At 70.2% G+C, this 24,774-nt stretch carries 25 protein-coding genes, 3 pseudogenes and 1 riboswitch; of the genes and pseudogenes, 11 read left to right on the top strand and 17 right to left on the bottom strand.

Features of this window, described 5'->3' with window-relative positions; all coding sequences use genetic code 11:
- Positions 1-3 precede the first annotated feature (3 nt).
- The 4 genes and pseudogenes from JK363_RS37640 to JK363_RS45210 all read left to right on the top strand — a co-directional run bounded on the left by JK363_RS37640 (position 4) and on the right by JK363_RS45210 (position 2,984).
- Complete coding sequence (locus JK363_RS37640) at positions 4-1,317, top strand: caspase family protein (protein ID WP_201882529.1); 1,314 nt, start codon at positions 4-6, stop codon at positions 1,315-1,317.
- A pseudogene (locus JK363_RS43350) lies at positions 1,317-1,730 on the top strand (Clp protease N-terminal domain-containing protein); the annotation flags it as partial. The gene JK363_RS37640 and the pseudogene JK363_RS43350, both read left to right, overlap by 1 nt.
- Positions 1,728-2,549, top strand: a pseudogene (locus JK363_RS45110) (Clp protease N-terminal domain-containing protein); the annotation flags it as partial. The pseudogenes JK363_RS43350 and JK363_RS45110, both read left to right, overlap by 3 nt.
- A complete protein-coding gene (locus tag JK363_RS45210; RefSeq protein ID WP_504752583.1) occupies positions 2,535-2,984 on the top strand; it encodes a hypothetical protein in 450 nt (149 codons plus the stop codon). The pseudogene JK363_RS45110 and the gene JK363_RS45210, both read left to right, overlap by 15 nt.
- Before the next feature lie 63 nt (positions 2,985-3,047).
- Here the strand turns inward: JK363_RS45210 and pyk are convergent, their stop codons facing one another.
- From pyk to pta, 3 genes are all read right to left on the bottom strand, one after another.
- The gene (gene pyk, locus JK363_RS37650; RefSeq protein ID WP_201882536.1) at positions 3,048-4,475 is read right to left on the bottom strand and encodes a pyruvate kinase; all 1,428 of its coding nucleotides are present in this window, start codon (positions 4,473-4,475) and stop codon (positions 3,048-3,050) included.
- A gap of 72 nt (positions 4,476-4,547) precedes the next feature.
- Positions 4,548-5,693 (bottom strand): acetate kinase, encoded by a 1,146-nt coding sequence (locus JK363_RS37655; RefSeq protein ID WP_201882537.1) that lies wholly within the window; start codon positions 5,691-5,693, stop codon positions 4,548-4,550.
- Positions 5,690-7,807, bottom strand: a complete 2,118-nt coding sequence (gene pta / locus JK363_RS37660; protein WP_201882538.1) for a phosphate acetyltransferase — start codon at positions 7,805-7,807, stop codon at positions 5,690-5,692. Before pta ends, JK363_RS37655 begins: the two co-directional genes overlap by 4 nt.
- Positions 7,808-8,018: 211 nt before the next feature.
- On the opposite strand from pta, the gene JK363_RS37665 reads away from it, so the two are divergent.
- Positions 8,019-9,044, top strand: coding sequence for a 6-phosphofructokinase (locus JK363_RS37665; protein WP_201882540.1), 1,026 nt, complete (start codon positions 8,019-8,021; stop codon positions 9,042-9,044).
- Positions 9,045-9,240: 196 nt separating this feature from the next.
- Complete coding sequence (locus JK363_RS37670; protein ID WP_201882546.1) at positions 9,241-10,305, top strand: helix-turn-helix domain-containing protein; 1,065 nt, start codon at positions 9,241-9,243, stop codon at positions 10,303-10,305.
- 22 nt (positions 10,306-10,327) lie between these two features.
- Here JK363_RS37670 and JK363_RS37675 read toward each other — a convergent pair whose 3' ends face one another.
- From JK363_RS37675 to JK363_RS37690, 4 genes are all read right to left on the bottom strand, one after another.
- Positions 10,328-11,173: a carbohydrate ABC transporter permease gene (locus JK363_RS37675; protein WP_201882568.1), complete on the bottom strand. Its 846-nt coding sequence runs from the start codon at positions 11,171-11,173 to the stop codon at positions 10,328-10,330.
- Between the two features lie 194 nt (positions 11,174-11,367).
- Complete coding sequence (locus JK363_RS37680; RefSeq protein WP_201882547.1) at positions 11,368-11,877, bottom strand: DinB family protein; 510 nt, start codon at positions 11,875-11,877, stop codon at positions 11,368-11,370.
- Between the two features lie 139 nt (positions 11,878-12,016).
- The gene (locus JK363_RS37685; protein ID WP_201882549.1) at positions 12,017-12,997 is read right to left on the bottom strand and encodes an oxidoreductase; all 981 of its coding nucleotides are present in this window, start codon (positions 12,995-12,997) and stop codon (positions 12,017-12,019) included.
- A 99-nt stretch (positions 12,998-13,096) separates the two neighbouring features.
- A complete protein-coding gene (locus JK363_RS37690; protein ID WP_201882550.1) occupies positions 13,097-13,819 on the bottom strand; it encodes a transporter substrate-binding domain-containing protein in 723 nt (240 codons plus the stop codon).
- 372 nt (positions 13,820-14,191) lie between these two features.
- On the opposite strand from JK363_RS37690, the pseudogene JK363_RS37700 reads away from it, so the two are divergent.
- Positions 14,192-14,494: pseudogene (locus JK363_RS37700) on the top strand (DUF4267 domain-containing protein); the annotation flags it as partial.
- A gap of 30 nt (positions 14,495-14,524) precedes the next feature.
- Complete coding sequence (locus JK363_RS37705; RefSeq protein ID WP_201882551.1) at positions 14,525-15,016, top strand: cupin domain-containing protein; 492 nt, start codon at positions 14,525-14,527, stop codon at positions 15,014-15,016.
- A gap of 74 nt (positions 15,017-15,090) precedes the next feature.
- On the opposite strand, the gene JK363_RS37710 is transcribed toward JK363_RS37705, so the two are convergent.
- The 4 genes from JK363_RS37710 to JK363_RS37725 all read right to left on the bottom strand — a co-directional run bounded on the left by JK363_RS37710 (position 15,091) and on the right by JK363_RS37725 (position 18,076).
- On the bottom strand, positions 15,091-15,756 hold the full coding sequence (locus JK363_RS37710) for a nucleotidyl transferase AbiEii/AbiGii toxin family protein (RefSeq protein WP_201882552.1): 666 nt from the start codon (positions 15,754-15,756) through the stop codon (positions 15,091-15,093).
- Positions 15,753-16,112: a hypothetical protein gene (locus JK363_RS37715; RefSeq protein WP_443726315.1), complete on the bottom strand. Its 360-nt coding sequence runs from the start codon at positions 16,110-16,112 to the stop codon at positions 15,753-15,755. The genes JK363_RS37710 and JK363_RS37715 overlap by 4 nt, the downstream gene beginning before the upstream one ends.
- A gap of 269 nt (positions 16,113-16,381) precedes the next feature.
- Positions 16,382-17,404, bottom strand: a complete 1,023-nt coding sequence (locus JK363_RS37720; RefSeq protein WP_307822029.1) for a S1 family peptidase — start codon at positions 17,402-17,404, stop codon at positions 16,382-16,384.
- A gap of 219 nt (positions 17,405-17,623) precedes the next feature.
- On the bottom strand, positions 17,624-18,076 hold the full coding sequence (locus JK363_RS37725) for an ATP-binding protein (protein WP_201882554.1): 453 nt from the start codon (positions 18,074-18,076) through the stop codon (positions 17,624-17,626).
- A gap of 166 nt (positions 18,077-18,242) precedes the next feature.
- Between JK363_RS37725 and JK363_RS37730 the strand changes: the two genes are divergently transcribed.
- Together JK363_RS37730 and JK363_RS37735 are read left to right on the top strand one after the other, a co-directional pair.
- A complete protein-coding gene (locus tag JK363_RS37730; RefSeq protein WP_307822030.1) occupies positions 18,243-19,124 on the top strand; it encodes a helix-turn-helix domain-containing protein in 882 nt (293 codons plus the stop codon).
- A 3-nt stretch (positions 19,125-19,127) separates the two neighbouring features.
- A complete protein-coding gene (locus JK363_RS37735; protein WP_201882555.1) occupies positions 19,128-19,370 on the top strand; it encodes a DUF397 domain-containing protein in 243 nt (80 codons plus the stop codon).
- Here the strand turns inward: JK363_RS37735 and tgmB are convergent.
- The 3 genes from tgmB to JK363_RS37750 form a co-directional block, all read right to left on the bottom strand.
- Positions 19,294-20,229 (bottom strand): ATP-grasp ribosomal peptide maturase, encoded by a 936-nt coding sequence (gene tgmB, locus JK363_RS37740; RefSeq protein WP_201882557.1) that lies wholly within the window; start codon positions 20,227-20,229, stop codon positions 19,294-19,296. The genes JK363_RS37735 and tgmB overlap by 77 nt on opposite strands.
- A 7-nt stretch (positions 20,230-20,236) precedes the next feature.
- The gene (gene tgmA / locus JK363_RS37745; RefSeq protein WP_201882571.1) at positions 20,237-20,428 is read right to left on the bottom strand and encodes a putative ATP-grasp-modified RiPP; all 192 of its coding nucleotides are present in this window, start codon (positions 20,426-20,428) and stop codon (positions 20,237-20,239) included.
- Positions 20,429-20,707: 279 nt separating this feature from the next.
- Positions 20,708-20,878, bottom strand: coding sequence for a hypothetical protein (locus JK363_RS37750; RefSeq protein WP_201882558.1), 171 nt, complete (start codon positions 20,876-20,878; stop codon positions 20,708-20,710).
- Positions 20,879-20,883: 5 nt separating this feature from the next.
- Positions 20,884-21,041: riboswitch (cyclic di-AMP (ydaO/yuaA leader) on the bottom strand.
- Between the two features lie 323 nt (positions 21,042-21,364).
- Between JK363_RS37750 and JK363_RS37755 the strand changes: the two genes are divergently transcribed.
- Complete coding sequence (locus tag JK363_RS37755) at positions 21,365-21,598, top strand: hypothetical protein (protein ID WP_201882559.1); 234 nt, start codon at positions 21,365-21,367, stop codon at positions 21,596-21,598.
- Here JK363_RS37755 and JK363_RS37760 read toward each other — a convergent pair.
- The 3 genes from JK363_RS37760 to JK363_RS37770 all read right to left on the bottom strand — a co-directional run bounded on the left by JK363_RS37760 (position 21,595) and on the right by JK363_RS37770 (position 24,710).
- Complete coding sequence (locus JK363_RS37760; protein WP_201882560.1) at positions 21,595-22,494, bottom strand: carbohydrate ABC transporter permease; 900 nt, start codon at positions 22,492-22,494, stop codon at positions 21,595-21,597. The two genes, JK363_RS37755 and JK363_RS37760, sit on opposite strands and share 4 nt — an antisense overlap.
- 5 nt (positions 22,495-22,499) lie before the next feature.
- The gene (locus tag JK363_RS37765) at positions 22,500-23,858 is read right to left on the bottom strand and encodes an ABC transporter substrate-binding protein (protein WP_201882562.1); all 1,359 of its coding nucleotides are present in this window, start codon (positions 23,856-23,858) and stop codon (positions 22,500-22,502) included.
- 150 nt (positions 23,859-24,008) lie between these two features.
- On the bottom strand, positions 24,009-24,710 hold the full coding sequence (locus JK363_RS37770; RefSeq protein ID WP_201882564.1) for a response regulator: 702 nt from the start codon (positions 24,708-24,710) through the stop codon (positions 24,009-24,011).
- Positions 24,711-24,774: the final 64 nt, after the last annotated feature.

Genomic DNA, 24,774 nt, shown 5'->3' on the forward strand with positions numbered 1-24,774 from the left:
CGCGTGCGGTTGCCGGACCCCGAGCGCTCCCGGGCGGTCCTGATCGGCACGAGCCGGTACACCGATCCCGAGCTGCCCGATCTGACGGTGGTGCGGCGCACGGTGGCGGACCTGGCCGCCACCCTCACCGACACCGCCTACGGCGCGGTCCTTCCGGAGCACTGCACGACGCTGCTGGACGTCGGCGACATCAAGCAGGTCGGGCGCGCCCTGCGGACGGCGGCGCGCGCGGCGGAGGATCTGCTGCTGGTGTACTACGTCGGCCACGGTCTGATCGGGGCCAAGCGTCATGAGCTCTATCTGTCGCTGACCGACAGCGAGTGGGCCCACCCCGAGTTCGACTCGCTGGAGTACAGCAAGCTGCGCGACGTGGTGCTCGACAGCCCGGCCGCCTCCAAGGTCATCATCCTCGACAACTGCTTCTCCGGCCGGGCGCTCAGCGGCACCATGGCCGCCCCGCAGGCCGTCGTGGCGGGGCAGATCGAGGTCGCGGGCACCTATGTGATGGCCTCGTCCCCGGACGACGAGGTGTCCCTGGTGCTCGAGGGCGAGGACAAGACGGCGTTCACCGGCCGGCTGCTCCGGCTGCTGCGTGAGGGGGTGAACGACGGTCCCGCGCTGCTCAGCATCGAGGAGCTGTATCTGCGGCTCCAGCACATCATGCGGGCCGAAGGGCTCCCCGAGCCGCTCCAGCGCGGCAGCCGGAACGCGGCGCTGCTCGCCCTCGGCCGCAACCGCGCCCACGGCCGCACCGCCGAACGCGCCCGGCGGGCCCGCCACGCGGCGGCCGTGGCGCTGTGCGAGGCCGGGCGGTATGAGGAGGCGGCAGAGAGCTTGAGCGCCCTTCTGGCGGAGCAGCAGGACCTGTTGGGCGCCGACCACGAGGAGACGCTGCGCAGCCGTCAGTGGCTCGCGCACAGCCTCGGCGGAGCCGGAGCCCCGGCGGAGTCGGCCGGGACGCTGCGGGAGATCCACGCCCTTCAGGTGACGGTGCTCGGCGCCGACCATCCGGACACCCTGCGCAGTCGCCAGTTCCTCGCCGTCAACCTGGGCGAGTCCGGGCGGCGTCCGGAGGCCATCAGGCTGCTCCGGCTGCTGCTGATCGACCGGCGGCGGGTGCTCGGCCCCGACGACGTCCACACCCTGCGCACCCGCCATGTGCTGGCCCACAACCTGGCGCGGGCCGGGGAGCCGGACGAGGCGGCGGCGCGCTTACGCGAACTGGCCGCCGACCGCGAGCGGATCCTCGGCGCGGACCATCCGCACACCAGGCGGGCCCTGAGCGATCTGTCCGCCCTGCTCGGCGAGGTGAGTTGATGTTCGAGCGCTTCACCGACGGGGCGCGGCGCGCCATCGTGATGGCCCAGGAGGAGGCCCGGCGGCTCAAGCACGCTTCCATCGGCACCGAGCACATCCTGCTCGGTCTGATCGCCGAGACCGGGACCCCGGGCACCCGGGCCCTGGAGGCCGCCGGGATCGACCGGGACGCCTTGCGGCGCCAGGTGGAGCGGGCCGTGCCACCCGGCACGGTGACGTCCACCGGCCATATCCCGTTCACCCCGCGCGCCAAGAAGGTGCTGGAGCTGGCCCTGCGCGAATCCCTCCAGCTCGGCCACAACTACATCGGCACCGAGCACCTTCTGCTCGGGCTGATGCGGGAGGGCGAAGCCACCGGGGCGCAGGCTCTGCGGTCGCTCGGGGCCGATACGGAGGGGCTGCGCCGCTGTGTGCGCGCCGGTGAATCGCCGTCGGCGCCCGCCTCCGCCGCCGCGACCGGCTACCAGTTCGAGCGTTACACCGACCGCGCGCGCCGGGCCGTGGTGTCCGCGCAGGAGGACGCGCGCGGGCTCAAGCACACCTCCATCGGCACCGAGCATCTGCTGCTGGGCCTGTTCGCGGCCGGAGGTGTCGCCGCCCAGGTCCTGGAGAGTCTGGCGGTGTCGCGGGAGTTGGTGCACGCCCGGGTGGTGGAGATCGTCGGGCCCGGCGCCGAGGCGCCGACCGGGCATATCCCGTTCACCCCGCGCGCAAAGAAGGTGCTGGAGCTGGCCCTGCGCGAGGCCCTCACCCTCGGCCATGACCATGTCGGCCCGGAGCATCTGCTGCTGGGTCTGGTGCGGGAGGGCGAGGGACTGGCCGTCCAGATCCTCACCACCGTCCTCGGCAAGGACGGCGGCAGGACGCTGCGCGACCGGGTCGTCCAGCTGCTCAAGCCTCCGCCGCCGGAGGCGGAGCGGCCCGAGCCCACCGCGCTGCGTGATCTGACCCAGGCCGCGCGGAGGTCACAGCTGGATCCGGTGGCCGGGCGCGAGCGGGAGATCCAGCGGGTGATGCAGGTGCTGATGCGCAAGTCCCGCAACAGCGCCCTGCTGGTGGGGGAGCCGGGCGTGGGCCGGACCGCGATCGTCATGGGGCTGGCCCAGCGGCTGGCGCGTGGTGAGGCACCGGCGGGGCTGTCCGGGGTGCGGCTGTGTGCCGTCGACCCCCAGCGGGTGGGCACGGCGCTGGAGCGGCTGCGCGAACCGGCGAGCACGGTGCTCTTCCTCGACGACGCCGAGCTGGGCGAGGGCTCCGACACGCTGTCCGCGCTGCGGGAGTCCGGGGCGCGGGTGATCGCCGTCGTCGAACCGGCCGCGCACCGGCCCGCGCTGGAGACGTTCTTCCAGCCGGTCCCGGTGGATGAGCCCTCCGTGGACGACATGATGGCCATCCTGCGGCTGCTGCGCCCCGAGTACGAGCGCCACCACGGCGTCTCGATCACCGATGACGCTCTGGAGGCCGCCATCACCCTCGCGGTCCAGCACCGTCCCGACCAGGTGCTGCCGGGCAAGGCCATCGAGGTGCTGGACGAGGCCGGGGCCCGGGTCCGGCTGACCGACGGCGCCCGGACGGTGGACGGGGCGGTGGTCGCCGGGCTGTTCGCGGAAGGACCGGGGGCGGGGCGGGCGTTCGACGACGACCGCTATGTCTGGGCCATGAGCTGAGCTCCTCCCGTACGACAACGGCCGGACCCCGAAGGAGTCCGGCCGCGCTGCGGGGGGGGGGGGCTACTTGACCTCGCCGCCCTGGTGGTGCACCCGCACCATGTTGGTGGTGCCGGGGACACCGGGGGGCGAACCAGCAGTGATGATCATGGTGTCGCCCGCGGAGTAGCGGCCCAGCTTCAGCAGTTCGGCGTCGACCAGGTCCACCATCGCGTCGGTGTTCTCCACGTAGGGCACCACGAAGGACTCCACGCCCCAGCTCAGCGTGAGCTGGTTGCGGGTGGCGGCGTCGGTGGTGAAGGCCAGGATCGGCTGCTGCGCGCGGTAGCGGGACAGCCGCCGCGCGGTGTCACCGGACTTGGTGAACGCCACCAGCGACTTGGCGCCCAGGAAATCGGCGATCTCGCAGGCCGCGCGGGCCACCGAACCACCCTGCGTGCGGGGCTTCTTGCCCGGCACCAGCGGCTGGAGGCCACGGGAGAGCAGCTCCTGCTCGGCGGCCTGGACGATCCGGGACATCGTCTTGACGGTCTCGATCGGATACGAGCCGACCGAGGACTCGGCGGAGAGCATGACCGCGTCCGCCCCGTCCAGGATCGCGTTGGCGACGTCGGACGCCTCGGCGCGGGTGGGACGGGAGTTGGTGATCATCGACTCCATCATCTGGGTCGCCACGATCACCGGCTTGGCGTTCCGGCGGCACAGCTCGATCAGCCGCTTCTGCACCATGGGGACCTTCTCCAGCGGGTATTCCACCGCCAGGTCACCGCGGGCCACCATCACCCCGTCGAAGGCCGCGACGACGTCGTCCATGTTGGCGACCGCCTGCGGCTTCTCGACCTTGGCGATGACCGGCACGCGGCGGCCGGCCTCGTCCATCACCCGGTGCACATCGCGGACGTCGGCCGCGTCCCGGACGAAGGACAGCGCGACCATGTCGCACCCCATGCCCAGGGCGAACCTCAGGTCCTCGATGTCCTTCTCGGACAGCGCCGGGACATTGACCGCCGCACCCGGCAGGTTGATCCCCTTGTGGTCGGAGATCACCCCGCCCTCGATCACGATGGTCCGCACCCGCGGGCCCTCGACCGCGGTGACCCGCAGCTCCACATTGCCGTCGTTGATCAGGATCTGGTCGCCCTTGGAGACATCGCCCGGCAGCCCCTTGTAGGTGGTGCCGCAGATGGTCCGGTCACCGGGGACATCCTCGGTGGTGATGATGAACTCATCGCCGCGGACCAGCTCCACCGGGCCGTCGGCGAAGGTCTCCAGACGGATCTTGGGGCCCTGGAGGTCGGCCAGCACACCCACCGCGTGCCCGGTCTCCTCGGACGCCTTGCGGACGCGGTGGTACCGCTCCTCGTGCTCCGCGTGACTCCCGTGGCTCATATTGAATCGGGCCACGTTCATCCCGGCCTCGATGAGTGACTTCAGCTGGTCGTAGGAGTCGACGGCGGGGCCCAGGGTGCAGACGATTTTGGAACGGCGCATGAGGCTGATCCTATCGGTTTGTTTCGGAGCGGAATATTTCAGGCCGGAGAAGGACCGGCAACAAAACGACAGCTAGTCGCTGACCAGGTCGAACGTCTGGCTGGCGATCTCCAGCTCTTCATCGGTGGGCACCACGGCCACCGCGACCCGGCTGGACTCGGCGGAGATCAGCCGTGCCCCGGAGCCACGCAGCGCGTTGCGCACCGTGTCCACCTCGACACCGAACGCGGTGAGCCCGCGCATCGCCGCCTCCCGGACCGCCGCGGAGTTCTCCCCCACGCCCGCGGTGAAGGCGATGGCGTCCACCCGCCCGAGTACCGCGGTGTACGCGCCCACATACTTCCGCAGCCGGTGGATGTAGATGTCGAAGGCGAGCTGCGCGTCCGGATCGCCCTCGCCCATCCGGCGGCCGATCTCGCGCATGTCGTTGTCCCCGCACAGCCCGAGCAGCCCGCTGCGCTTGTTGAGCAGGGTGTCGATCTCGTCGATGGACATCCCGCCCACCCGTGCCAGATGGAAGATCGCCGCCGCGTCCAGATCGCCCGAGCGGGTCCCCATCACCAGGCCCTCCAGCGGGGTGAGCCCCATCGAGGTGTCCACGCACACCCCGCCGCGCACGGCCGAGGCGCTGGCCCCGTTGCCCAGGTGCAGAACGATGGTGTTGACCTCGGAGACGGGCCGGTCCAGCAGGGCCGCGGTGGCGCGGGAGACATACGCATGCGAGGTGCCGTGGAAGCCGTAGCGGCGCACCCCGAACCGGTCGGCGGTGTCCACGTCGATCGCGTAGCGCGCGGCGGACTCCGGCATCGTCGAGTGGAACGCCGTGTCGAACACCGCGACCTGCGGCAGATCCGGGCGCAGCTCCCGGGCCACCTTGATCCCGGTGACATTGGCCGGGTTGTGCAGCGGGGCCAGCGGGATCAGCTTCTCGATCTCCTCGACCACGTCGTCGGTGATCAGCGCGGGCTCGGTGAACCGGGTGCCGCCGTGCACCACCCGGTGGCCGACCGCCGCCAGCTCCGGTGAGTCCAGGCCCAGGTCCTGCCGGGCCAGCTCGTCGGCGACCTGCTTGAGGGCCGCCGCGTGGTCGGCGACCGGGCCCTCCCCGATCCGCTCCACGATGCCGGAGGCGAGCCGGGTGCCGTCGGCCATGTCCAGGAGCTGGTACTTGACCGACGAGGAGCCGGAGTTGAGGACGAGGATGCGGGAGCCGTTCACGCGGACTGCACCTTCTGTGTCGGGGACGTCGGGGACGTCGGGGACGTCGGGGACTGGGCCTGGATGGCGGTGATGGAGACGGTGTTGACGATGTCCTGGACGAGGGCGCCGCGGGACAGGTCGTTCACCGGCTTGCGCAGACCCTGGAGCACCGGGCCGACCGCGACCGCGCCCGCCGAGCGCTGTACGGCCTTGTAGGTGTTGTTGCCGGTGTTCAGGTCCGGGAAGATCAGCACGGTGGCCTTGCCCGCCACCTCCGAGTCGGGCAGCTTGGTCGCCGCCACCGCCGCGTCCACCGCGGCGTCGTACTGGATGGGGCCCTCGACCAGCAGGTCGGGGCGGCGCTCGCGCACCAGCTCGGTGGCCTTGCGGACCTTGTCCACATCCGCGCCGGTGCCGGAGGTGCCGGTGGAGTACGACAGCATCGCGATCCTCGGCTCCACCCCGAACTGGGCGGCGGTGGTGGCCGACTGGATGGCGATGTCCGCGAGCTGCTCGGCGTCGGGGTCCGGGTTGACCGCGCAGTCGCCGTACACCAGTACCCGGTCGGCCAGGCACATGAAGAACACCGACGAGACGATGTGGGCGCCCGGCGCGGTCTTGATGATCTCGAACGCGGGCCGGATGGTGGCGGCGGTGGAGTGCACCGCGCCGGAGACCATCCCGTCGGCCAGCCCCTCCTGCACCATCAGGGTGCCGAAGTAGGAGACATCGGCCACCACGTCGTACGCCAGCTCGTAGGAGACGCCCTTGTGGGCGCGCAGCCCGGCGTAGCTCTCGGCGAAGCGCTCCCGCAGCGGGGAGGTCTGCGGATCGACCACATCGGCGTCCGCGAGCTGGATGCCCAGCTCGGCGGCGCGCTTGCGGACCGTGTCCTCCTCGCCGAGCAGGGTGAGGTCGCACACATCCCGGCGCAGCAGCACATCGGCCGCCCGCAGCACCCGCTCCTCGGTGCCCTCGGGGAGGACGACCCGGCGGCGGTGCGAGCGGGAGCGCTCGATCAGCTCGTGCTCGAACATCATCGGGGTGACCCGGCCGGAGCGGGCCACCGCGATCCGCTCGGTGAGCGCCGCGGTGTCCACATGCCGCTCGAAGAGGCCGAGCGCGGTCTCCGCCTTGCGCGGCGCGCCCGCGTTGAGCTTGCCCTCGATCGCGAACAGCTCGGCCGCGGTCGGGAAGGACCCGCCCGCCACCGACGCCACCGGGGTGCCCGGGGCCAGCCGCGAGGCGAGCGCCAGGATGTCCGGGCCCGGCCGCTCGTCCAGGGTGAGCAGCACTCCGGCGATGGCCGGGGCGCCCGCGCTGTGGGCGGCCAGTGCGCCCACGATCAGATCGGCGCGGTCCCCGGGCGTCACCACCAGACAGCCCTCGGTGAGCGCGGGCAGGAAGCGGGGCAGCATCGCGCCGCCGAAGACGAAGTCCCGTACGTCCCTCGAGAGTCCGGCGTGATCGCCGAGCAGCACCTCGGCGCCCAGGGTGCGGACGATCTGTGTGACGGTGGGCGCCGACAGCGCGGCGTCCTCGGGCAGCGCGTAGCAGGGGACCGGCAGCCGGGAGCCCAGCCGCTCGGCGATGGCCGCGCGGTCATCGGCGGCGACCCGGTTGACCACCACGGAGACCACGTCGCAGCCCTGTGCCTCATAGGCCCGGTAGGCGTTGTGCGCCTCGGCGCCGACCGACTCCGCGGTCTGGTTCTGCCCGCCCACGACGGCGATCACCGAGGCCCCGAACTCATTGGCCAGCCGCGCGTTGAGCCCCAGCTCGTCGGGGAGGCTGGTGGCCGCGTAGTCGCTGCCCAGCACCAGGACGTACTCGTACTCCCGGGCCACCTCGTGGAACCGGCCGACCAGCCGGGAGACCAGCTCGTCGGAGCCCCGCTCGGCCTGGAGGGCGGCCGCCTCCTCGTAGCTCATGCCGAGGGCGGACGCGGGGGACTGGCTCAGCCGGTAGCGGGCCCGCAGCAGGTCGAAGAGGCGGTCCGGGTCGTCGTGCACCAGGGGCCGGAAGACCCCGACCCGGTCGACATGGCGGGTCAGGAGCTCCATGACTCCCAGCTCGACCACCTGGCGTCCGTCGCCACGTTCGATCCCGGTCACGTACACGCTGCGCGTCACGCGTGATCTCCGTTTCCTCGGCGTTCCTCGGGGGTTGTCCCGGTCTGCGTCCTTCGGACGCAAATGGGCCACATTGTAGGGCCCAGTCCTCTTGACAATACCTGCGGCCGTGGTTAGGGCGCTCGCCAGTGCGAGGGATACAGCACCACCGAGCCCATGAAACAATCGGACTGGCTCAGATCTACCCGTAGGGAGCAGGAGACACAGCACGATGCGCATCGGAGTTCTCACCGCAGGCGGCGACTGTCCCGGCCTCAACGCTGTGATCCGGTCGGTCGTCCATCGCGCGGTGGCCGGCCACGGTGATGAGGTGATCGGGTTCGAGGACGGCTTCCGCGGCCTGCTCGACGGCCGCCACCGCAAGCTGGACCTCGACGACGTCGCCGGCATCCTCTCCCGCGGGGGCACCATCCTCGGCTCCTCCCGGCTGGAGCGGGCCCGGCTGCGCGAGGCGTGCGAGACCTCCAGGGACCACGCCCGCGACTACGGCATCGACGTGCTGATCCCGATCGGCGGCGAGGGCACCCTCACCGCCGCCCGGATGCTCTCGGACGCGGGGCTGCCCATCGTCGGCGTCCCCAAGACCATCGACAACGACATCTCCTCCACCGACCGCACCTTCGGTTTCGACACCGCCGTCGGCGTGGCCACCGAGGCCATGGACCGGCTGAAGACCACCGCCGAATCGCATCAGCGCGTCATGGTCGTCGAGGTCATGGGACGGCACGCGGGCTGGATCGCCCTGGAGTCCGGGATGGCCGGCGGTGCCCACGGCATCTGTCTGCCGGAGCGGCCCTTCGAGGTCGACGCCCTGGTGAAGATGGTCGAGGAGCGCTTCTCGCGCGGCAAGAAGTTCGCGGTCATCTGCGTGGCCGAAGGCGCGCACCCCGCCGAGGGCTCCATGGAGTACCAGAAGGGCGAGATCGACCAGTACGGCCACGAGCGGTTCGCCGGAATCGGCAACCGCCTGGCGGCCGAGCTGGAGCGGCGCCTCGGCAAGGAGGCCCGCCCGGTGATCCTCGGCCATGTGCAGCGCGGCGGCACCCCCACCGCGTACGACCGGGTGCTCGCCACCCGCTTCGGCTGGCACGCCGTCGAGGCCGCGCACCGCGGTGACTTCGGCATGATGACGGCGCTGCGCGGCACGGACATCGCGATGGTGCCGATCGCCAACGCCGTCACCGCGCTGAAGACCGTTCCGGTGGACCGCATGGACGAGGCCGAGTCGGTCTTCTGAGCCTCAGCCTCCGGCGTATGACGGCGGCCGTGACCGTACCCCCGTTGGACGGTCACGGCCGCCGCGCCTTTTTCACCCGTCGACGAAGTTCACCCTTGAACAAACGGCGTGAGTGAACAAGGCTGTCCCCTGTCCGGGACACGACCCGGACCCGTCCCGGACAGCGCCGGGACACACCGGCGGGGGAGAACCACAGATGGCCGAGGTCGTCAGCGCTCCGGATCCACAACACGCCCGGAGCCCCGAGGAGTTCATCGCCCGGATGCGGGCGCTCAAGGACTGGTCGCGCCTGACCTACCGGGAGTTGGCGGCGCGCGCCGACGCGGCCGGGGACGTCCTGCCGCGCAGCACGGTCGCCAACATGCTCGGGCGCGCCACACTGCCGCGTGAGGAGCTGGTGGCCGCGTTCGTCCGGGCCTGCGGGGTCGGGTCCGCCGAGCTCACCGTCTGGCTGTCGGTCCGCCAGGATCTGGCGGCCCGTACCGCGCCCGGCACCGGCGCCGGTCCCGCCACCGCCGCGATGACCCCGGTCCGTTTCCCGGCGGCGGTCCGTTTCCCGGCGGCCGACGAGGACGCCACGCCGCCGGAACCTCCCCCGACGCCGCAGGGCCTGCTCGCCCTGTCGTCCTTACGCAGCTCGCGCGCCGTGATCCTGCTCTCCGTCCTGGCGCTGACCGCCACCGCCGTGGCCATCGCGGTCAGCACCCGGGGCGCCCACCACGGACCGGCGGCGGAGAAGAGGCAGCAGAGCGTACGGCAGGAACCGGGCTCCGGAGCGGCCTCGACCTCCGGCGCCGCGCTGCCCGCCCCGGGGACGTACCGCATCCGGGCCGTCCACTCCTCGCTGTGTCTCTCCGAGCGCGAGGGCGAGCGCACCGCCTGGGTCTATCAGGTGCCGTGCGAGGACGTCTTCCCCGCCTTCTCCCTCGAGCGGCTGGACGGAGGATCCTGGCGGATCGCCACCCGCCACCCCGAACACGGCCCCGGCTGCTCGGGCATCGTCGCTCGGCGAAAGGTCCAGGGGGCCTTTCTTGTCGATGACTTCTGCGCCTCCCGGGGATCGGGCGAGACGTTCCGCCTGGAGCCCGTCGACCGGCCCGCCAGGGGTTTCCGGCTGCGGCCGGTCCACACCGGCTACTGTCTGACGCTGCCCGGCGGCACCGAGGATCCCTGGGCCCATGTGGTCCAACTCCCGTGCCAGGAAGGCGAATCGGGGCAGGTGTTCCGTTTCGACCGGGTGCCCTCCGAGGCGGAGAGCTGACCCCGCGTCTCCCTCATCCCTCTCATCCCTTGACGGCGCCGCCCAGCGCGAAGCCGCCGCCCAGCCGCCGGGCGATCAGTACGTACAGCAGCACCACCGGGGTGGAGTAGAGGAGGGAGAAGGCGGCGAGCTGGCCGTAGACCACCTGCCCGTGGTTGCCGAAGAAGGTGAAGATGGAGACCGAGGCGGGCAGTTGCTCGGGGGAGAGGAGCAGCATGAAGGGGACGAAGAAGTTGCCCCACATCATGATGAAGCTGTAGATCATCACGACCGTGATGCCCGGACCCATCAGGGGCAGGATCACCCGGGTCAGGCTCTGGAGCCAGGACGCCCCGTCCGTCCAGGCGGCCTCCTCCAGAATCACCGGTACGCCGTCCATGAAGTTCTTCATCAGCCAGATGGCGAAGGGGAGTTGGGAGGCGGCCAGGAACAGCGCGGTGCCCGCCATGGTGTCGATCAGGTCCACCTGGACGAAGAGGCCGTAGACCGGGACCATGATCGCGGTGATCGGCAGACAGGTGGTGAACAGCACCGTCAGCAGATACGGCCGCACCAGGCGGGAGCGGAAGCGGGAGAGCGGATACGCGGCGAGCGCGGCGCACGCGACGGTCAGCACGGTGGCCCCGCCGCACAGCAGCAGGCTGTTGAGCATCGGGGTGAAGGTGATCTCGTCCGTCCACACCGCCGAGAAGTTGTCCAGCGTGGGTGATCCGGGCGCCGAGACCCGCAGGGTGGGCTCGCTGTCGACCGAAGCGAGCAGCAGCCAGGCCAGCGGGAGAACGAACGCGGCCGCGAGGGCCAGCAGCGCGGTGTCGGCGGCGAGCCGGCGGCGGGTGCGGGCGGACCAGCGGGGGAGGCGAAGGGGGATGAGGGACCGGGAAGGCCCGGCGGTCCCGAGGGGGCGGGGCGACGGATGAGGGCGGGAGAGCAGGGACAACCTCGGACCTCCTCGCGCGGTGAGCGCAGTCGATCAGCGTCCCGTCCATGAAACCGGTTGCCCCGGCGGGGCGGAAGACCGGCGCAGCCACCCGCACGAGGGCGCGGGCCGGACCGGCCCGGATCTCAGGCCCCCGTGACCCCGTCGACGCCCTCGCGCAGGAAGTCCGCGTGGCCGTTGTGGCGGGCGTACTCCAGCAGGACGTGCAGCAGCACCATCCGCAGCGACACCTCCTCGTCCCAGCGGGGCTGATAACCGGCCAGATCCAGCGACGCGGCGGCCCGCTCGATCCGGCGGGAGTTCTCGACCTCCGCCTCCCACGCGGTGAACGCCTCGGCCCGGCTCGACTCGCTCGCGTCGTACGCGGCCTGGAAGTCGACGGTGTCCGACCACACCATCGGCGCGTCGTGGTCCTCGAACGTCCGCCGGAACCAGGCGCGTTCCACCTCGGCCATATGGCGCACCAGGGCGAGCAGCGAGAGCGTCGAGGGCGGCATCGACCGGCTTCGCAGCTCCTCGTCGGTGAGCCCCTCGCACTTCATGGCGAGCGTGGCGCGGTGGAACTCCAGGCAGGCGCGCAGGGTCTCGCGTTCATCGCCGAAGTGGGGCGGTCCTATGCGGTGGTCGGTGGTCATCGGGTGGCTCCTCGGTCGCGGTCGGCTCTGCCGCATACGATCACGGCCGGGCGCCCTTGTCGTCCGACTTTCGCTCGGGGCGCGAGGACCGGGGCCTGAGCCACAAGCGCGTGGCTCAGCGTGTGGTTCAGCGTGTGATTCAGAGCGTGGCGAAGGCGTCCACGCCGGTCAGCTCGGCCGACAGCCGCCAGAGCCGGGCCGCGGCCGCCCGGTCCGTGGCGTAGTCGCGTACCCCCTCGATCAGTTCGCCTTCCCCCGCGCGCTCCGCGATGTCGCAGTCCTCGCAGTACGCACCGCCCAGGTCCGCCAGCGCCGGTGAGGTCGCCGTCCACACCTGGGTCGCCGCGCCCTGCTCGGGCGTCTTGAACGCGCCCGTCACATTGCCGTGTTCATCCATCCAGCCCGCGGCGATCATCTCCTCCTGGGGCACATGACGGACCAGGTCGGTGGCGATCGTGCCGGGGTGGACGGAGAACGCCCGCACTCCGGTGTCCCGGCCCAGGACATCGAGCCCGACGGCGAACAGCGCGTTGGCCGTCTTCGACTGCCCGTACGCGGCCCACTTGTCGTAGCCGCGCCCGAACTGCGGATCGTCCCAGCGGATGTCGGAGAGCTGGTGTCCGTTGGAGGACACCACGACGACCCGCGCCCCGCCGCCCCGCGCGCCCCCGGCGGCGATGGCGGGCCAGAGGCGGTTGACGAGCGCGAAGTGGCCGAGGTGGTTGGTGGCGAACTGCGCCTCCCAGCCCGGTCCGACCCGGGTCTCCGGGCAGGCCATGATTCCGGCGTTGCAGATCACCATGTCGAGCGGGCGGCCGGAGGCGAGGAACCGCTCGGTGAAGCGGCGGACGCTGTCGAGGTCGGCGAGGTCCACTTCCTCGACCGAGGACACATCCCCGCCGACCCGCGCGACCGCCTCCCGCGCCGCCGCCACCCGCCGCGCCCCCACCACGATCCGCGCTCCCGCGCCCGTGAGCGCCCGGGTCGTCTCAAGACCGAGGCCGGACGCGCCGCCGGTGACGAGGGCGGTGCGGCCGGAGAGATCGATCCCGTGCAGGACGTCGTCCGTGGTGCTCCGGGGCCCGAAACCCGATCCGATCCGCTGCTGAGGTGTGGTCATGCCGGGGAAACTACGTCCTGGAGCGCGCGCGAGGGCAAAGCGCGGGCTTGGAGCGACCCGGGTTCACTCCGGTGCGGGGCGTCCCGCCCCGGCATGGACCTACCCCGCCGGGGCCACCAGCTCCTCGGCCTGCCCGGCGCGCCGCAGCGCGTCGGCCACGAAGCCGTTCGCCTTCAGCTCCTCGATGAGCTCCCGCAGGAACCGGACGGTCTCCGGCCGTCGGCTCTTCGTCGTGCCGAGCGCCTGACGGATCTGCATGAACCGGTCCTCGATCAGCCGCAGATCCGGGTGCGCTGCCACATACCCCGTCATCGGCTGCCGGATCCCGGCCGCCACCTCAAGCCCCTCGGCGCGGAACACCTCGACCCCTTCCGCACCGCGCACCACGCGCGCGTGCTGAAGGGTGCGCGAGAGGAACAGGTCGTACGCGGACCCCCGCTTGACCCCGATCCGCACCCCGTCCCGGTCCACCTCGGCCGCAGTGGTGAACGGCGAGCCCTGCGGTACGGCGTACACGCCCTCGATGACGACGTACGGCGCGGTGAAGGCCACCTCCGCCTCCCGCGCGGGCTCGACGGCCAGAAAGCAGATGTCCGCCCGCCCCGTCGCCATCGCCTCGTAGGACTTGCGCGCCGCGTCGAAGCACACGAACTCCACCGGCACCCCCAGCCGCGCACCGATCTCCCGCGCGATGTCCACGGTGATGCCGGACGGCGCGTCCGAAGTCCCTTGGGCCAGCACGGGATTGCCCAGGTTGATCGATGCCCGGAGCACGCCTTGCGGCGCCAGGTCGTCGGTGACGGCGGTGTTCATGGTCCCCATGGTGTGGAGTGTAAGTCGCCCGGTGAGGCCAGGAGCCAGGAACGCTCGTCCGCCACCGCGGGTTACCCCTTCGAGCAGTGCCAGGCTCAGGCTGCGAAGTGGCGTACCAGCAGGGTCAGTCGGCGGTCGTGGGCCTTCTCGGGGAGGCGGCCGCTGCGGGCGAACTCCGTGTATGCCTCGCCGACCGCGGCCAGCGCGCCCCGCTCGTCGTTCGCGCCCGTGCGCGCGGCGGCAGTGCAGTTCGGCGAAACCCTGCACCGCGACCGCCGCCGTGATCGCGTCCTTGCCCGTGAAGTGGCTGTAGAGGACCGGTTGGCTGTATTCGACTTCTGACGACAGGCGTCGCGTGGTAACCGCGTTCCAGCACTCCGCCTCCTCCAGCCCGTCCCGGCCGCCACCGGCTACGGCGTTCCCGCAGCGCCGAGCGGCGGCGACCCCGGGTACCTGACCATCAAGGGCCTGCGGGATCTCACCTTCGGCCTGATGGGCCTGGCACTCCTGGTATTCGCCGGGGCCCGCGCCGAGGCATGGTTCATGCTTCTCGTAGCGTTGGTGCCGCTCGGGGACACCCTGATAGTGCTGCGCCATGGAGGCACCAAGGCGGTCGCGTACGGCATCCACTTCACCACCGCCGTCGCGGTCCTCATCAGCGCCGGTCTGCTCTTCGCCGTCTGAAGCCCGTTTCAAGAAGCCAGGGAGTCCCACATGTCACTCATCGTCCCGGAGTTCGACTCATCCGTGCTCGTCCGTTCCGCAGACGCCGAGGTGGTCGGCCGCGCACCTACGACGGTGCGGCTGCTCGCCGACAGCAGCAGCACCGGCGGTGCCCTGTCCACGCAGCGCGTCACCCTCGGCGACGGTGCGAACGGAGCGAGCCCGCACCACCACGAGAAGAGCGCCGAAATGTTCTACGTACTCGACGGCGCGGCCGAATTCCTCGCCGGCGACGAGGTGATCACGGCCGGCACGGGCGACCTGGTCGTGGTGCCCCCGCGGATGCCCCACGCCTTCGCCGCCGTCCCCGGCTCGAGCGCCGACCTGCTCATCGTTATCACGCCCGGCGTCGAACGCTTCGAATACTTCCGGCACTTGCAGCGCATCGCGCTCGGCGAACTGAGCCGAGAGTCACTCCTCGAGGTGCAGGAGCGCTACGACAACCACTTCCTGACCAGCGCCGTCTGGGACAAGCGGCACTGAGGGGGGCGCCCCCGGCGCGCGCCGGAGCGACACCGGCACCGCGCTGTTGGCCGGCGGGTACCTCCCACAGCTGATCAGTTGTCCGTGGTGTCCTCGTGCAGGCGACGGGCCAGATCGTCTGCCCAGTCCTGTGCCCAGGATCGCAGGGTGGCGGTGTCTGCGTCGGTGAGTCCGTAGGCGAGGAACTCCTCGTCCTCGTACCACTCCGCACCGGTCAGCCGAGCTTGCAGATCCTCCAGACAGAATTCGTCCCGGGCGTGGCGGCGGCCGAGGGTTTCGAGGTCGGCTGTGGTGTGGTGGTGGGAGGCGGCGTGGACGTCGATGAGGTCGCGGACGGCTCCGCGGTCGGCCAGTGCCCGGACTTTGGTGCCGATGACGTCGTCCAGGGCGAGGACGGGCCCGAATTCGGTGGCGGTGGGCGGTCGCCAGAAGGCCTCTTTGAGGATGTCGACCTCGCACTCCTCACCGTTGGTCGGGTCGGTCACGATGAGGCGTCCGGAGAGCGGGTCCACGCCGACCTCGCTGACCTGCCAGCCGCGCTCGGTCAGTCCGGTGACGAGGGTGCGGGTGATCTCCGCCATGGGAGCGGGGTTCTCCGTGGCGACGTCGAGGTCCTGGCTGAGCCGGTCGACCAGGCCGTGGGCCTGGACGGCGTATCCGCCGGTGATGACCAGCGGGTAGGGGGTGCCGATGGCCAGCACGTCGGCGAGGAGCCGACGGTGAAGTGGGCTGAGGTTCACGCCGCGGCTGCCGGGCGGGCCGCCGCCAGCTCTGGGAACGCTGCTTCCCACACGTCACGGATGGCGCGGCTGATCAGCGTGCGCAGGACGGGCCATTGGGCGGCCAGGAGGTCCTGATTGAGCAGGCCAATCAGGTCGTCGTGCTGTCCTTCGGCCAGCACCGTGCGGTACATGCTCATCCGCGACCGCGGCCGGTCAAGATCGAACCGTGTCAGCCCCGACCAGGCCACGTGGAGCGGTAGCTGCACGGTGCCGTGCGCCGGTCCGGCCAGCTCGCCGAGGGAGCCGGGCAGCCTGCGGGCGTAGCGCTCTCGCAGTACCTCGGCAGCGGACGGAGACGGCTCGGCGGCAGACATGGCGGGCATGCGACCAGTATGGCGCAGCACTCGGGTCGGCGGGCCAGTACTCCTGGCTCAGCGGCGACGGCACGGCGGCCCTGGGAGTGCTGACCGCGCCGACGAGGCTCTAAAACGTTGTTGCATCTGGCGTGTTCGTCGGCCTTCGGCCGCGATGATCACGGAGTGTTTTGTTTCGGCGAGTTATGGGAGTTGTTCCAGCGGGTGGTGCCGGTGGCGCCGACACGTCCGCAAGGCGGCGGGCGACGCCCTTGAAGGGCCGGTTCGGCTCAGGCGGCGTTGCGGGCCTTGCGGCGGTGTATGACGGCGGCGGTGCCGCCACCGGCGATGATCAGGGCGCCGGCCGCACCGGCGATCGCGGCGGTGTTGTCGTTGGTGCCGGTCTCGGCGAGTGCGTCGCTCTTGTCAGCCGTGCCGGTCGTGGCGAGGCCGGAGCCCTGGTCGGCGGCCGGGGGCGCGGTGGACCGCGCGGGCGCGGGGGCGTTGGCCTTCATCGTCTTGGTGATCCAGTTCATGTAGGCAGGTGCGCTGGTGTAGAGGCCGGGGCCCTCGGAGCACGGCGTCTTCGGGGCGCCGGGCCCGGAGGTGACGCCGATCAGCTCCCAGCGGTCGCCCCGGCCCTTCTTGATCTGCGGTCCGCCGGAGTCGCCGAAGCAGGCCATGGACTTCGGCTTGGTGGTGATCGTGCACAGGCGCGTGCGGTCTGCGTAGCCGGGCGCGCATTCGGACTCGGCGCCCCTGCGGGTGTTCAGCTCCTGCAGCCGGTCGGGGAAGTTGAGTTTGGTGTCGCTGGTGGTGCCGAAGCCCAGGAGCCGGGTGGGTGTGCCGGGCCGCCCTGGCTCGTCGGCGATCTTGATGGGCTGCTGGGTGACTGGGCGGTCCAGGCGTATCAGCGCGATGTCGTTCTTGTTGGCGGCCTTGTTGTCCCCGTTGACGTAGCCGGGGTGGACGAAGGACCGGTCGATCTTGCGGACGGTGCCGCCGGACTTGCGGTGGTCGGTGCCGATGCGCACGATGCCGTCGAGTTCGATGCCCTCGACCGCGAGGCAGTGGGCCGCCGTCAGCACCCACTGCCGGTCGATCAGCGACGCCCCGCAGTTCCCGTCGATCAGCCCCTGCGACGGCGCCGACTCCGGGATGACCGCCATGAAGGGGTAACTCTCGCTGGAGTCCGACCCGTTGACGATGGCTGTGGCGCTGCCGGCCATCACGGTGGTGCAGGCCGCGACGGTGAGGGCGCCGACGGCGGCGGTGCGGACGGTACGGCGGCCCAGGGGCTTGAATCTGAACACAGATGGTTCCCTTTTGCTTGGTGGATCTTGTGCATTCAGCCTCGTCGTGCCAGGCCAGACAGACCATCCGGGTGACAGGTCAGTCGGTCCTGTGGGCAGCCCTACCTGTGCACGGGGGAAAACTCGGAGACCGGAACAAAGAGAATCCGGCAGAGCACGGACCGGTGCCTCCATCGTGTGGGCGATGAACAGACCGCGTCAGTTCGGCGCAGCCGTGGGTCAGTGGTCGGGTGGTGGGGCGGCGAGGTCCAGTTCCGCCCAGATGTCCTTGCCGACGGTGCGCTCCCATACCCCCCAACGGGCCGCCAGCACATGGACGATGAGCAGGCCACGACCGTGCCGGTCGTCGGGTGAGGGGTGACGCGGGCGCGGCAGGCGTTCGCCCCGGGGATCGGTGACGGTGATACGCAGCCGGGTCTTGGTGAGTGTGAGGTAGACGCGGAACAGCCGCCCGGGTACGTGGCCGTGGCGTACGGCGTTGGTGGCCAGCTCGGACACGATGAGCGCGGTGTCGTCGGCGAGGGCGGGATGCCCCCACTCGGCCAGGAGGCGCGCGGCGTGCTGACGGGCGCGGGTCACGCTGATCGGGGACGGGAAGTAGTCGACGCGGGACTCGTGGACGATGGGGTCGTTGGGGTCGGAGATCCGGGGGTCTTGGGGCGCGCAGGCCATCGCGTTCCTCCAGTGGGCAGGGCGGTGCGGAGCCGCCAACTGACGTCCCTGTGCGAGTGGTTCATTACGGACCGTAGCGCTGTCGCCGCAGCGGGCACAAGTTCCTCTTGGAGGATTTCCCTCGAACGGTTTGCGGGTCGAGCCCCCGTGCCACCAGACTGTGCGCGTGACGACAAGTCAGCCAATGCAGGGAAACAGCACCTCGACCGTTCTGGGACGCAGGCTCGGCGGCGAACTGATCAAGCTCCGCACTGCGGCGGGCTTGACGCAGACCCACGCCGCCAAGGCGCTCACCGGCTCCACCACCAAGGTCGCCAAGATGGAACGCGGTTGGGTTCCGATACGCGATCCGGACATCCGGGCGCTCTGCGATCTGTACGGTGCGAGCGACCCCGCGACCGTCGGCACTCTGCTGGAGTTGGCGCGCATCGATCGCGAACGTCGCAAGGCAAAGGGTTGGTGGAACGACGTACCGTTCACCAGCACCATGAGGGAGTACGTGTCGCTGGAGAGTGCTGCCACTGCGATCAAGGCGTGGCAGGTGTCCTTCATTCCGGGACTGCTTCAAACCGAGGGCTACGCACGGCTGCTTCGAAGCACGGCGCTGCCAGATGAACACCCCGATGAGACCGAGAAGTTCGTGTCCTCCAGGATGATCAGACAGCGGCACTTCGCAGAGGAAGAGCCGCCTTCTCTCTGGGCTGTCATTCCTGAGGCGGCATTGCGTATTCCGGCGGTCGAGCCGGAGGTCCTGGGGGAGCAGTTGATGAGCCTCCTGGGGTGGGCGGAACGGCCCAACGTCACCGTGCAAGTGCTGCCCTTCGGCGCGGGGTTCGCTTTGGGGCTGTCGGGTTCGTTCAACGTGCTCTCCTTCGCAGAACCAGGAGCCATGGATGTGGTCTACGTGGAGTCGTCGCACTCGCATGTATGGATTGAGGGTGGCGATGGTGCTGCCGAGCACGTAAGAATCTTCGAGGAGACGGCTCAGCGTGCTCTCCCCGAGTCCGCCTCCCGAGGGTTCATCGAAGCGCTCATCAAGGAACTGTGAGCAATGGAAACTTTCGTGTTTCGTAAGTCGAGCCGGAGCGACCCCTTTGAGGAGTGCGTGGAGGTGGCCACCAACCATCCCCACACCGTCGCCGTGCGCGACTCCAAGAACCCCCGCGGCCCCGTCCTCCGCTTCAGCCCCGCCGCCTGGGTGGCCTTCCGAGCCGCCCTTACCGAGGCGCGGGTCGACCCGCCAGCCAGGCCGCCACGTTCTCGGCGAGGGGCTGGCCGGTCTCCAGCTCGATGAAGCCGAACTGGCCGCTCTGGTTGCACTCGAGGAACCACCACGTGCCGTCACGGTCCTCGGCGAAATCAAATGCGCCGTAGGCGAGTTGGGTGAGGGACATGTAGGCACGGACCGCCTGCGCGATGCGGGCAGGTATACCGGCCGGAGCCCAGAGGGCGCCGTCGTCGGTGAAGCGCCCGTCCACCTCCTTGTCGTCGGACAGCTTCCGGGCCGCGAACAACTCGTCTCCGACACAGGTCAGCCGGATGTCCGCACGCTTGGGTACACGCTGTTGAAGCAGGGTGGGGCCCGCTGTCACCTGTGCGAAGTCGGCATCCGGCTCGACACGGGTGGTGGGAAGTGCCATCGGTGGGTCACCGGGGTGTGCTCCCGAAATCGACTTCACGACGAGGTCCCGGTGCCGCGCGGCGAAGTCGCGTGCGATCCGCGGGAAGGTGGTGATCAGTGTGGGGGGCACCGCGAAGCCGCTGTGGTGGGCGACATGCAACTGCCAGGGCTTGCGGCGGGCCTGCTCGGCCGCGACGGGGTGGTTCATCCAGCGCGTGCCCGTTGAGTACAGCGTTCCGTACAGGGCTTGTGCGGACTCGGCCGTGAGCCATGCGGACTGCTGGGTGGCGTGCGCGGCCGGTTGACCGGGTCTGCGTACCCATATCGAGCGCAGTCCGTTCATGCTCACCACCCGGTCGCCGGTCGACAGGTGACCATGGAAGTCGCCCTGGACGTACTCCGCTGACAGGCTGATCCGGCCGGGGAGGTCGGCAGGGTCCAGGCGTACGACCGGGACGCCCAGGTCGTGCAGGGCCAGCACCACCATGTCCGCGGTCACGTCCTCGGCACAGGTCAGTATGAGGACCGTCATGGGCCCGTCAGTCGTCGAAGTGGGTTTTGGAACCTGCCGTGGAGCAGGTGGTGCCCATGGCCAGCAGCAAGGCGCGGTCGCTGGTGGCCGGGCGGCCGTCGGGCAGGACGTTCCATTGCCGTCTGGGGTCATAGGCGTAAGGGATCACGACGGGCGGGGGCGCGGCGGGGCGGGCGTAGTTCAACGCGAAAGGTTTCATCATGTCCTCTTGTTCGACGGAAGGCGCGGAAGGCGCGGCAGGTTCTCAGCTCGCTGATCGACAGACGGCCGCGCTGACATCCGGGCCCGCCAAGCCGACAGCGACCACCGCCCCCGTCGACCACACGGCCGAGGAGGCATCGCTCGCCATCGGCCGCGTGCTCGTACGTAGACGAGTGACCCCGGTATGCGTCTGAGGTCACACCAGTCCGCGGCCTTCTTCACTCGCTGCGTGGAAAAACCGGAAACGCAGCCGGATACGCAGCCGGATACGCAGGTGTCAGCCGAACGCGTTGATCCAGTCCGTCGGAACCTCGATGCCGTCGACGGCGCCCCATACGGTGGCGTCGGACAGGACGAGGGGCGCGCCGGCCGCGGAGACGCGGCTGAGGAGGGGCCGGGCGGCGCGTCGAGGGCATGGGGAGCGGTGTTGTCCGAATGCAGACATCATGGTGGCTCCGTACTCCGGAACGCCTGCGAGGTGAGCTGTCGGGTTCGGGCTGGAGATACACCCGGCCGTGTGCTTCCACGGCTTCACCCCTAGCCGTCCGGTACGTGCTGTCCCGTACGGCGCAAGTGGGTCCCCCACTCCTGCCCGACGGTGTGATGACGTGCTGCCGCGCGCCGGGGGGCAGGATTCGGCGGCCCGGCAACGTGGTGTTCGCTTCTCGAACGCCGAGCACGTTAGAGGGACCTTGTGTTCGGGCACAAGGTCTTCACACTGGAGTCGAGTGAACTCATCACGGTTGTCGTCGAGTTCGGGATGGTTAAGGGTGACATACCTGATAAAGGGACACCGGATGTGTGTGTTGTGTGTCGGCCATCACCTTCCTTCCGGCACATGCTCCGCCGCCGGGGCCCGGTTATGCTGACCCCTCGCGTTGCGCGTTCGAACGAGTGCGCTGTTCGGTGACCTGGGGAAAGGCATGGTGAACGCGTGGCCAAGCCCGTGCGTGCGGCTATCGGGGACCAGTGGATCACTTGCATGTACTGCAAGGGCGATCTGTTCCGGGACCGCAAGGTGAAGCTCAACAGCACCGGGGCCGAGTTCATGAACCTCGCCTGGGCGAATGAGTCGGCCACCGGGCTGATCTGCTGGCACTGCGGCTACGTCCACCTCTTCGCGAACCCGGAGATCGACCTGTACAAGGTCAAGAAGGGCGAGTTCTAGACCTCCTCCCTCATCAGCCGCAGGTAGACCAGCGAGAACAGCGCTCCCACCAGCAGCAACAGCAAAGCCACCGCCGTGCCGTAGCCGATGAGCGCCTTGTTGAACGCCTGGTCGTACATGAAGACCGGGAGGGTCTGGCTGCGGTTGCCGGGGCCGCCGCGGGTCATGGCCCAGATGAGGCCGAACACCGACAGCGTCTGCAAGGTGTTCAGCATCAGATTGGTGCCGATGGAGCGGCGGATCATCGGCAGGGTGATGTGCCAGAAGCGGCTGAGCCCGCCTGCGCCGTCGACCTCCGCCGCCTCCGTGATCTCCTTGGGGATCTCGGAGAGCGCGGCGGAGTAGACGAGCATCGAGAAGGCCGTGCCCCGCCAGACGTTGGCGAAGGACACGGCGAGGATCGGCAGGGTGTAGAGCCAGTTCTGCGACGGCAGGCCCAGCCCGTCGAGCACCGCGTTCAGCGTGCCCTCGCGGCGGAAGAAGGCGTACAGCAGAAAGCCCGCCACGATCTCGGGAAGCACCCAGGCCGCGATGACGATCGAGCCGGTGAGCGTGCGCACCGGCTTGGACGCGCGCTGCATCAGGGCGGCCAGGGCCAGGCCCAGGGTGTTCTGGCCGATGAGCGAGGAGATGAAGGTGAAGACGAGGGTGAGGACGACCGCGTTGCGGAAGTCGTCGTCACCGAATGCGCGCCGGAAGTTGTCGAGGCCGACGAAGTCCGTGGTGGACGCGCCGGTGAGCTGCATATTGGTGAAGGCGATGTAGACGCAGTAGCCGATCGGTCCGCCGAGGAAGAGCAACAGCAGGATCGTGGCGGGGGCGAGCGGGAGCCAGCGCAGGGGGCGGTGGCGGCGCCGTACCCGAACCTGCGCCGCCACCTTGGTCGCGGTGGTCATCGGGCTCAGCCCTTGCTGACCGTGGCGCCGTCGGCGATGGACTTCATCTGGTCCGCGTACGCCTCGGCGGCCCCGCGCGGTGTGGCGTCGCCCGTGGTGACCGCTTCCATCGCCTCGCCGATGGCGGAGGACACCTGGGGGTAGACGGGGAGCGCGGGGCGGTAGTGGGTGTACTTCACCAGGCCGGTGAAGAAGGTGATGCCGGGCATGGACCTCAGATACCCGGGGTCCTTCGCCACGTCCTTGCGCACCGCGATCTGCGCGCCGACGACGTCCCACCGCACCGCGTTCTTCCTGGTCTGGAGCTGCTGGATGAACTTCCAGGCCAGATCGGGGTTCTTGGACTTGGCGGTGATCGACCAGGTCCAGCCGCCGGACATGCTGACCTTGCCCGGTGCCCGGCCGGTCCGGGTGGGCATCGGGGCCTGGCCGAGGGTGTCGGCCCACTCGGGCCACGGTTTGCCGCCGGTCTTCAGCCAGTTCTGGCCGAGCCAGGAGCCGTCCAGGGCGATGGCGAGCTTGCCCTCGGGCAGCCATTCGCTGAAGACGGTGGTGCCGACGTTGGGGTCGAGCGCGTCGGAGGTGTCGGGGCCCAGCTTCTCGGAGTAGACGGTGCGCAGGAAGGACAGGGACTGCTCGAAGCCCTGGTGCCCGACGACCCACTTCTTCGCCCCGGGGTCGTAGAGGGGGTCCTCGCCGGTGCCGTACAGCAGCATCTCGAAGCCCTGCATCACGGAGGTCTCACCGGGGGCCTTGCCGGTGTAGACGTTGAGCGGGGTGACGCCGGGGACCTTCTTCTTGATGGTGCGGGCGGCTTCGAGGATCTCGTTCCAGTCCTTGGGCGCCCAGTCCTCCGGCAGCCCGGCCTTCGCGAAGATCTTCTTGTTGAACCACAGGCCGCGGGTGTCGGTGCCGTCCGGGATGCCGTACGTCTTGCCGTCCTCGGCCCTGGCCGCGCTCTTCGCGGTGCCGACGAACTGGTCCCAGGTCTTCCACTTGGCCAGATAGTCGTCGAGGGGGCGCAGATAGCCCGCTTTGATATCGGAATTGATCCGGAAGGTGTCCTCGTAGACCACATCGGGTGCGGTCCGTGGCGACCGCATCATCTGCTGGACCTTGGTGGCGTAGTCGTTGTCCTGTGCCTGGATCGGGACCAGCTTGACCTTCTTGCCGGGGTTCGCCTTTTCGAACTGCTTCTTCACCGCGGCGAGATGGTTGTCCTTGAAGCGGATCTTGTTGTCGGTGGAACGGTTGTAGGCGACCTTGATGGTGTCCGGGTCGCTTCCCGAGCCACCGCCGCAGGCGGTGAGTCCCGCGGTGGCGACGAGGGCGGCGGAGAGGATCAGTGGAGCGGTGGGGCGCACGAGCACGACCTCCTTGCGCTGGCCTCGATGGGCTGGCGCGCCGACCGTACGGTCGGCCTCATCGCAAGGTCAATCCCCCTGACCAGGAACGGACTTGAGCGAATGCCGGTGCGGGCGGCGGGTGTGCGAGGGGCGTCCCGCATGGGTGCCCTACGGGGTGTCGCTCAGCCAGCGGTAGAGGAGTTCGGGGCGGCCGATCTGGCCGTAGTGGGGGGTGCGGGCGGCGCGGCCCGCTTCCACCAGGTGTTCCAGGTAACGGCGCGCGGTGATGCGGGAGATGCCCACTTCCTCGGCGGTGGCCGCGGCGGAGATGCCGTCCTCGGCGCCGCGCAGGGCGTCGGTGACCGCCTGGAGGGTGGCCTGTGTCAGCCCCTTCGGCATCGCGGCGGGCCGGGGCGCCCGCAGGGCGGCGAGGGCGCGGTCGACCTCGTCCTGGCCGCTGGCCTCGCCCGCGGTCGCCCGGAACTGGGCGTAGCGCAGCAGGCGGTCCCGGAGGGTGGAGAAGGTGAATGGTTTCAGCACGTACTGCACGACGCCGAGCGAGACGCCGTCGCGGACCACGGCGAGGTCGCGGGCGGAGGTGACCGCGATGACATCCGCGCCGTGCCCGGCCGCGCGCAGCGCCCGCACCAGCTGGAGGCCGTGGCCGTCGGGCAGGTAGAGGTCCAGGAGCAGGAGGTCGGCGGGGGTCCGCTCCAGGAGCCGCTGGGCGTCCCCGCCGGTGCGGGCGGTGCCGACGACGGCGAATCCGGGGACGCGCTCGACGTACATGCGGTGCGCGTCCGCCGCGACGGGGTCGTCCTCGACGACGAGCACCCGGATCTGCGCCGGGTTCGCCTGCGGCGGGCTCATGGGACGGACTCCTCTCGGGGACGCGGGGGGGGGGGGGGGGGGGGGGGGGGTGGGGGGGGGGGGG

The organism is Streptomyces coffeae, from assembly GCF_016741875.1.
GTDB lineage: Bacteria > Actinomycetota > Actinomycetes > Streptomycetales > Streptomycetaceae > Streptomyces > Streptomyces coffeae.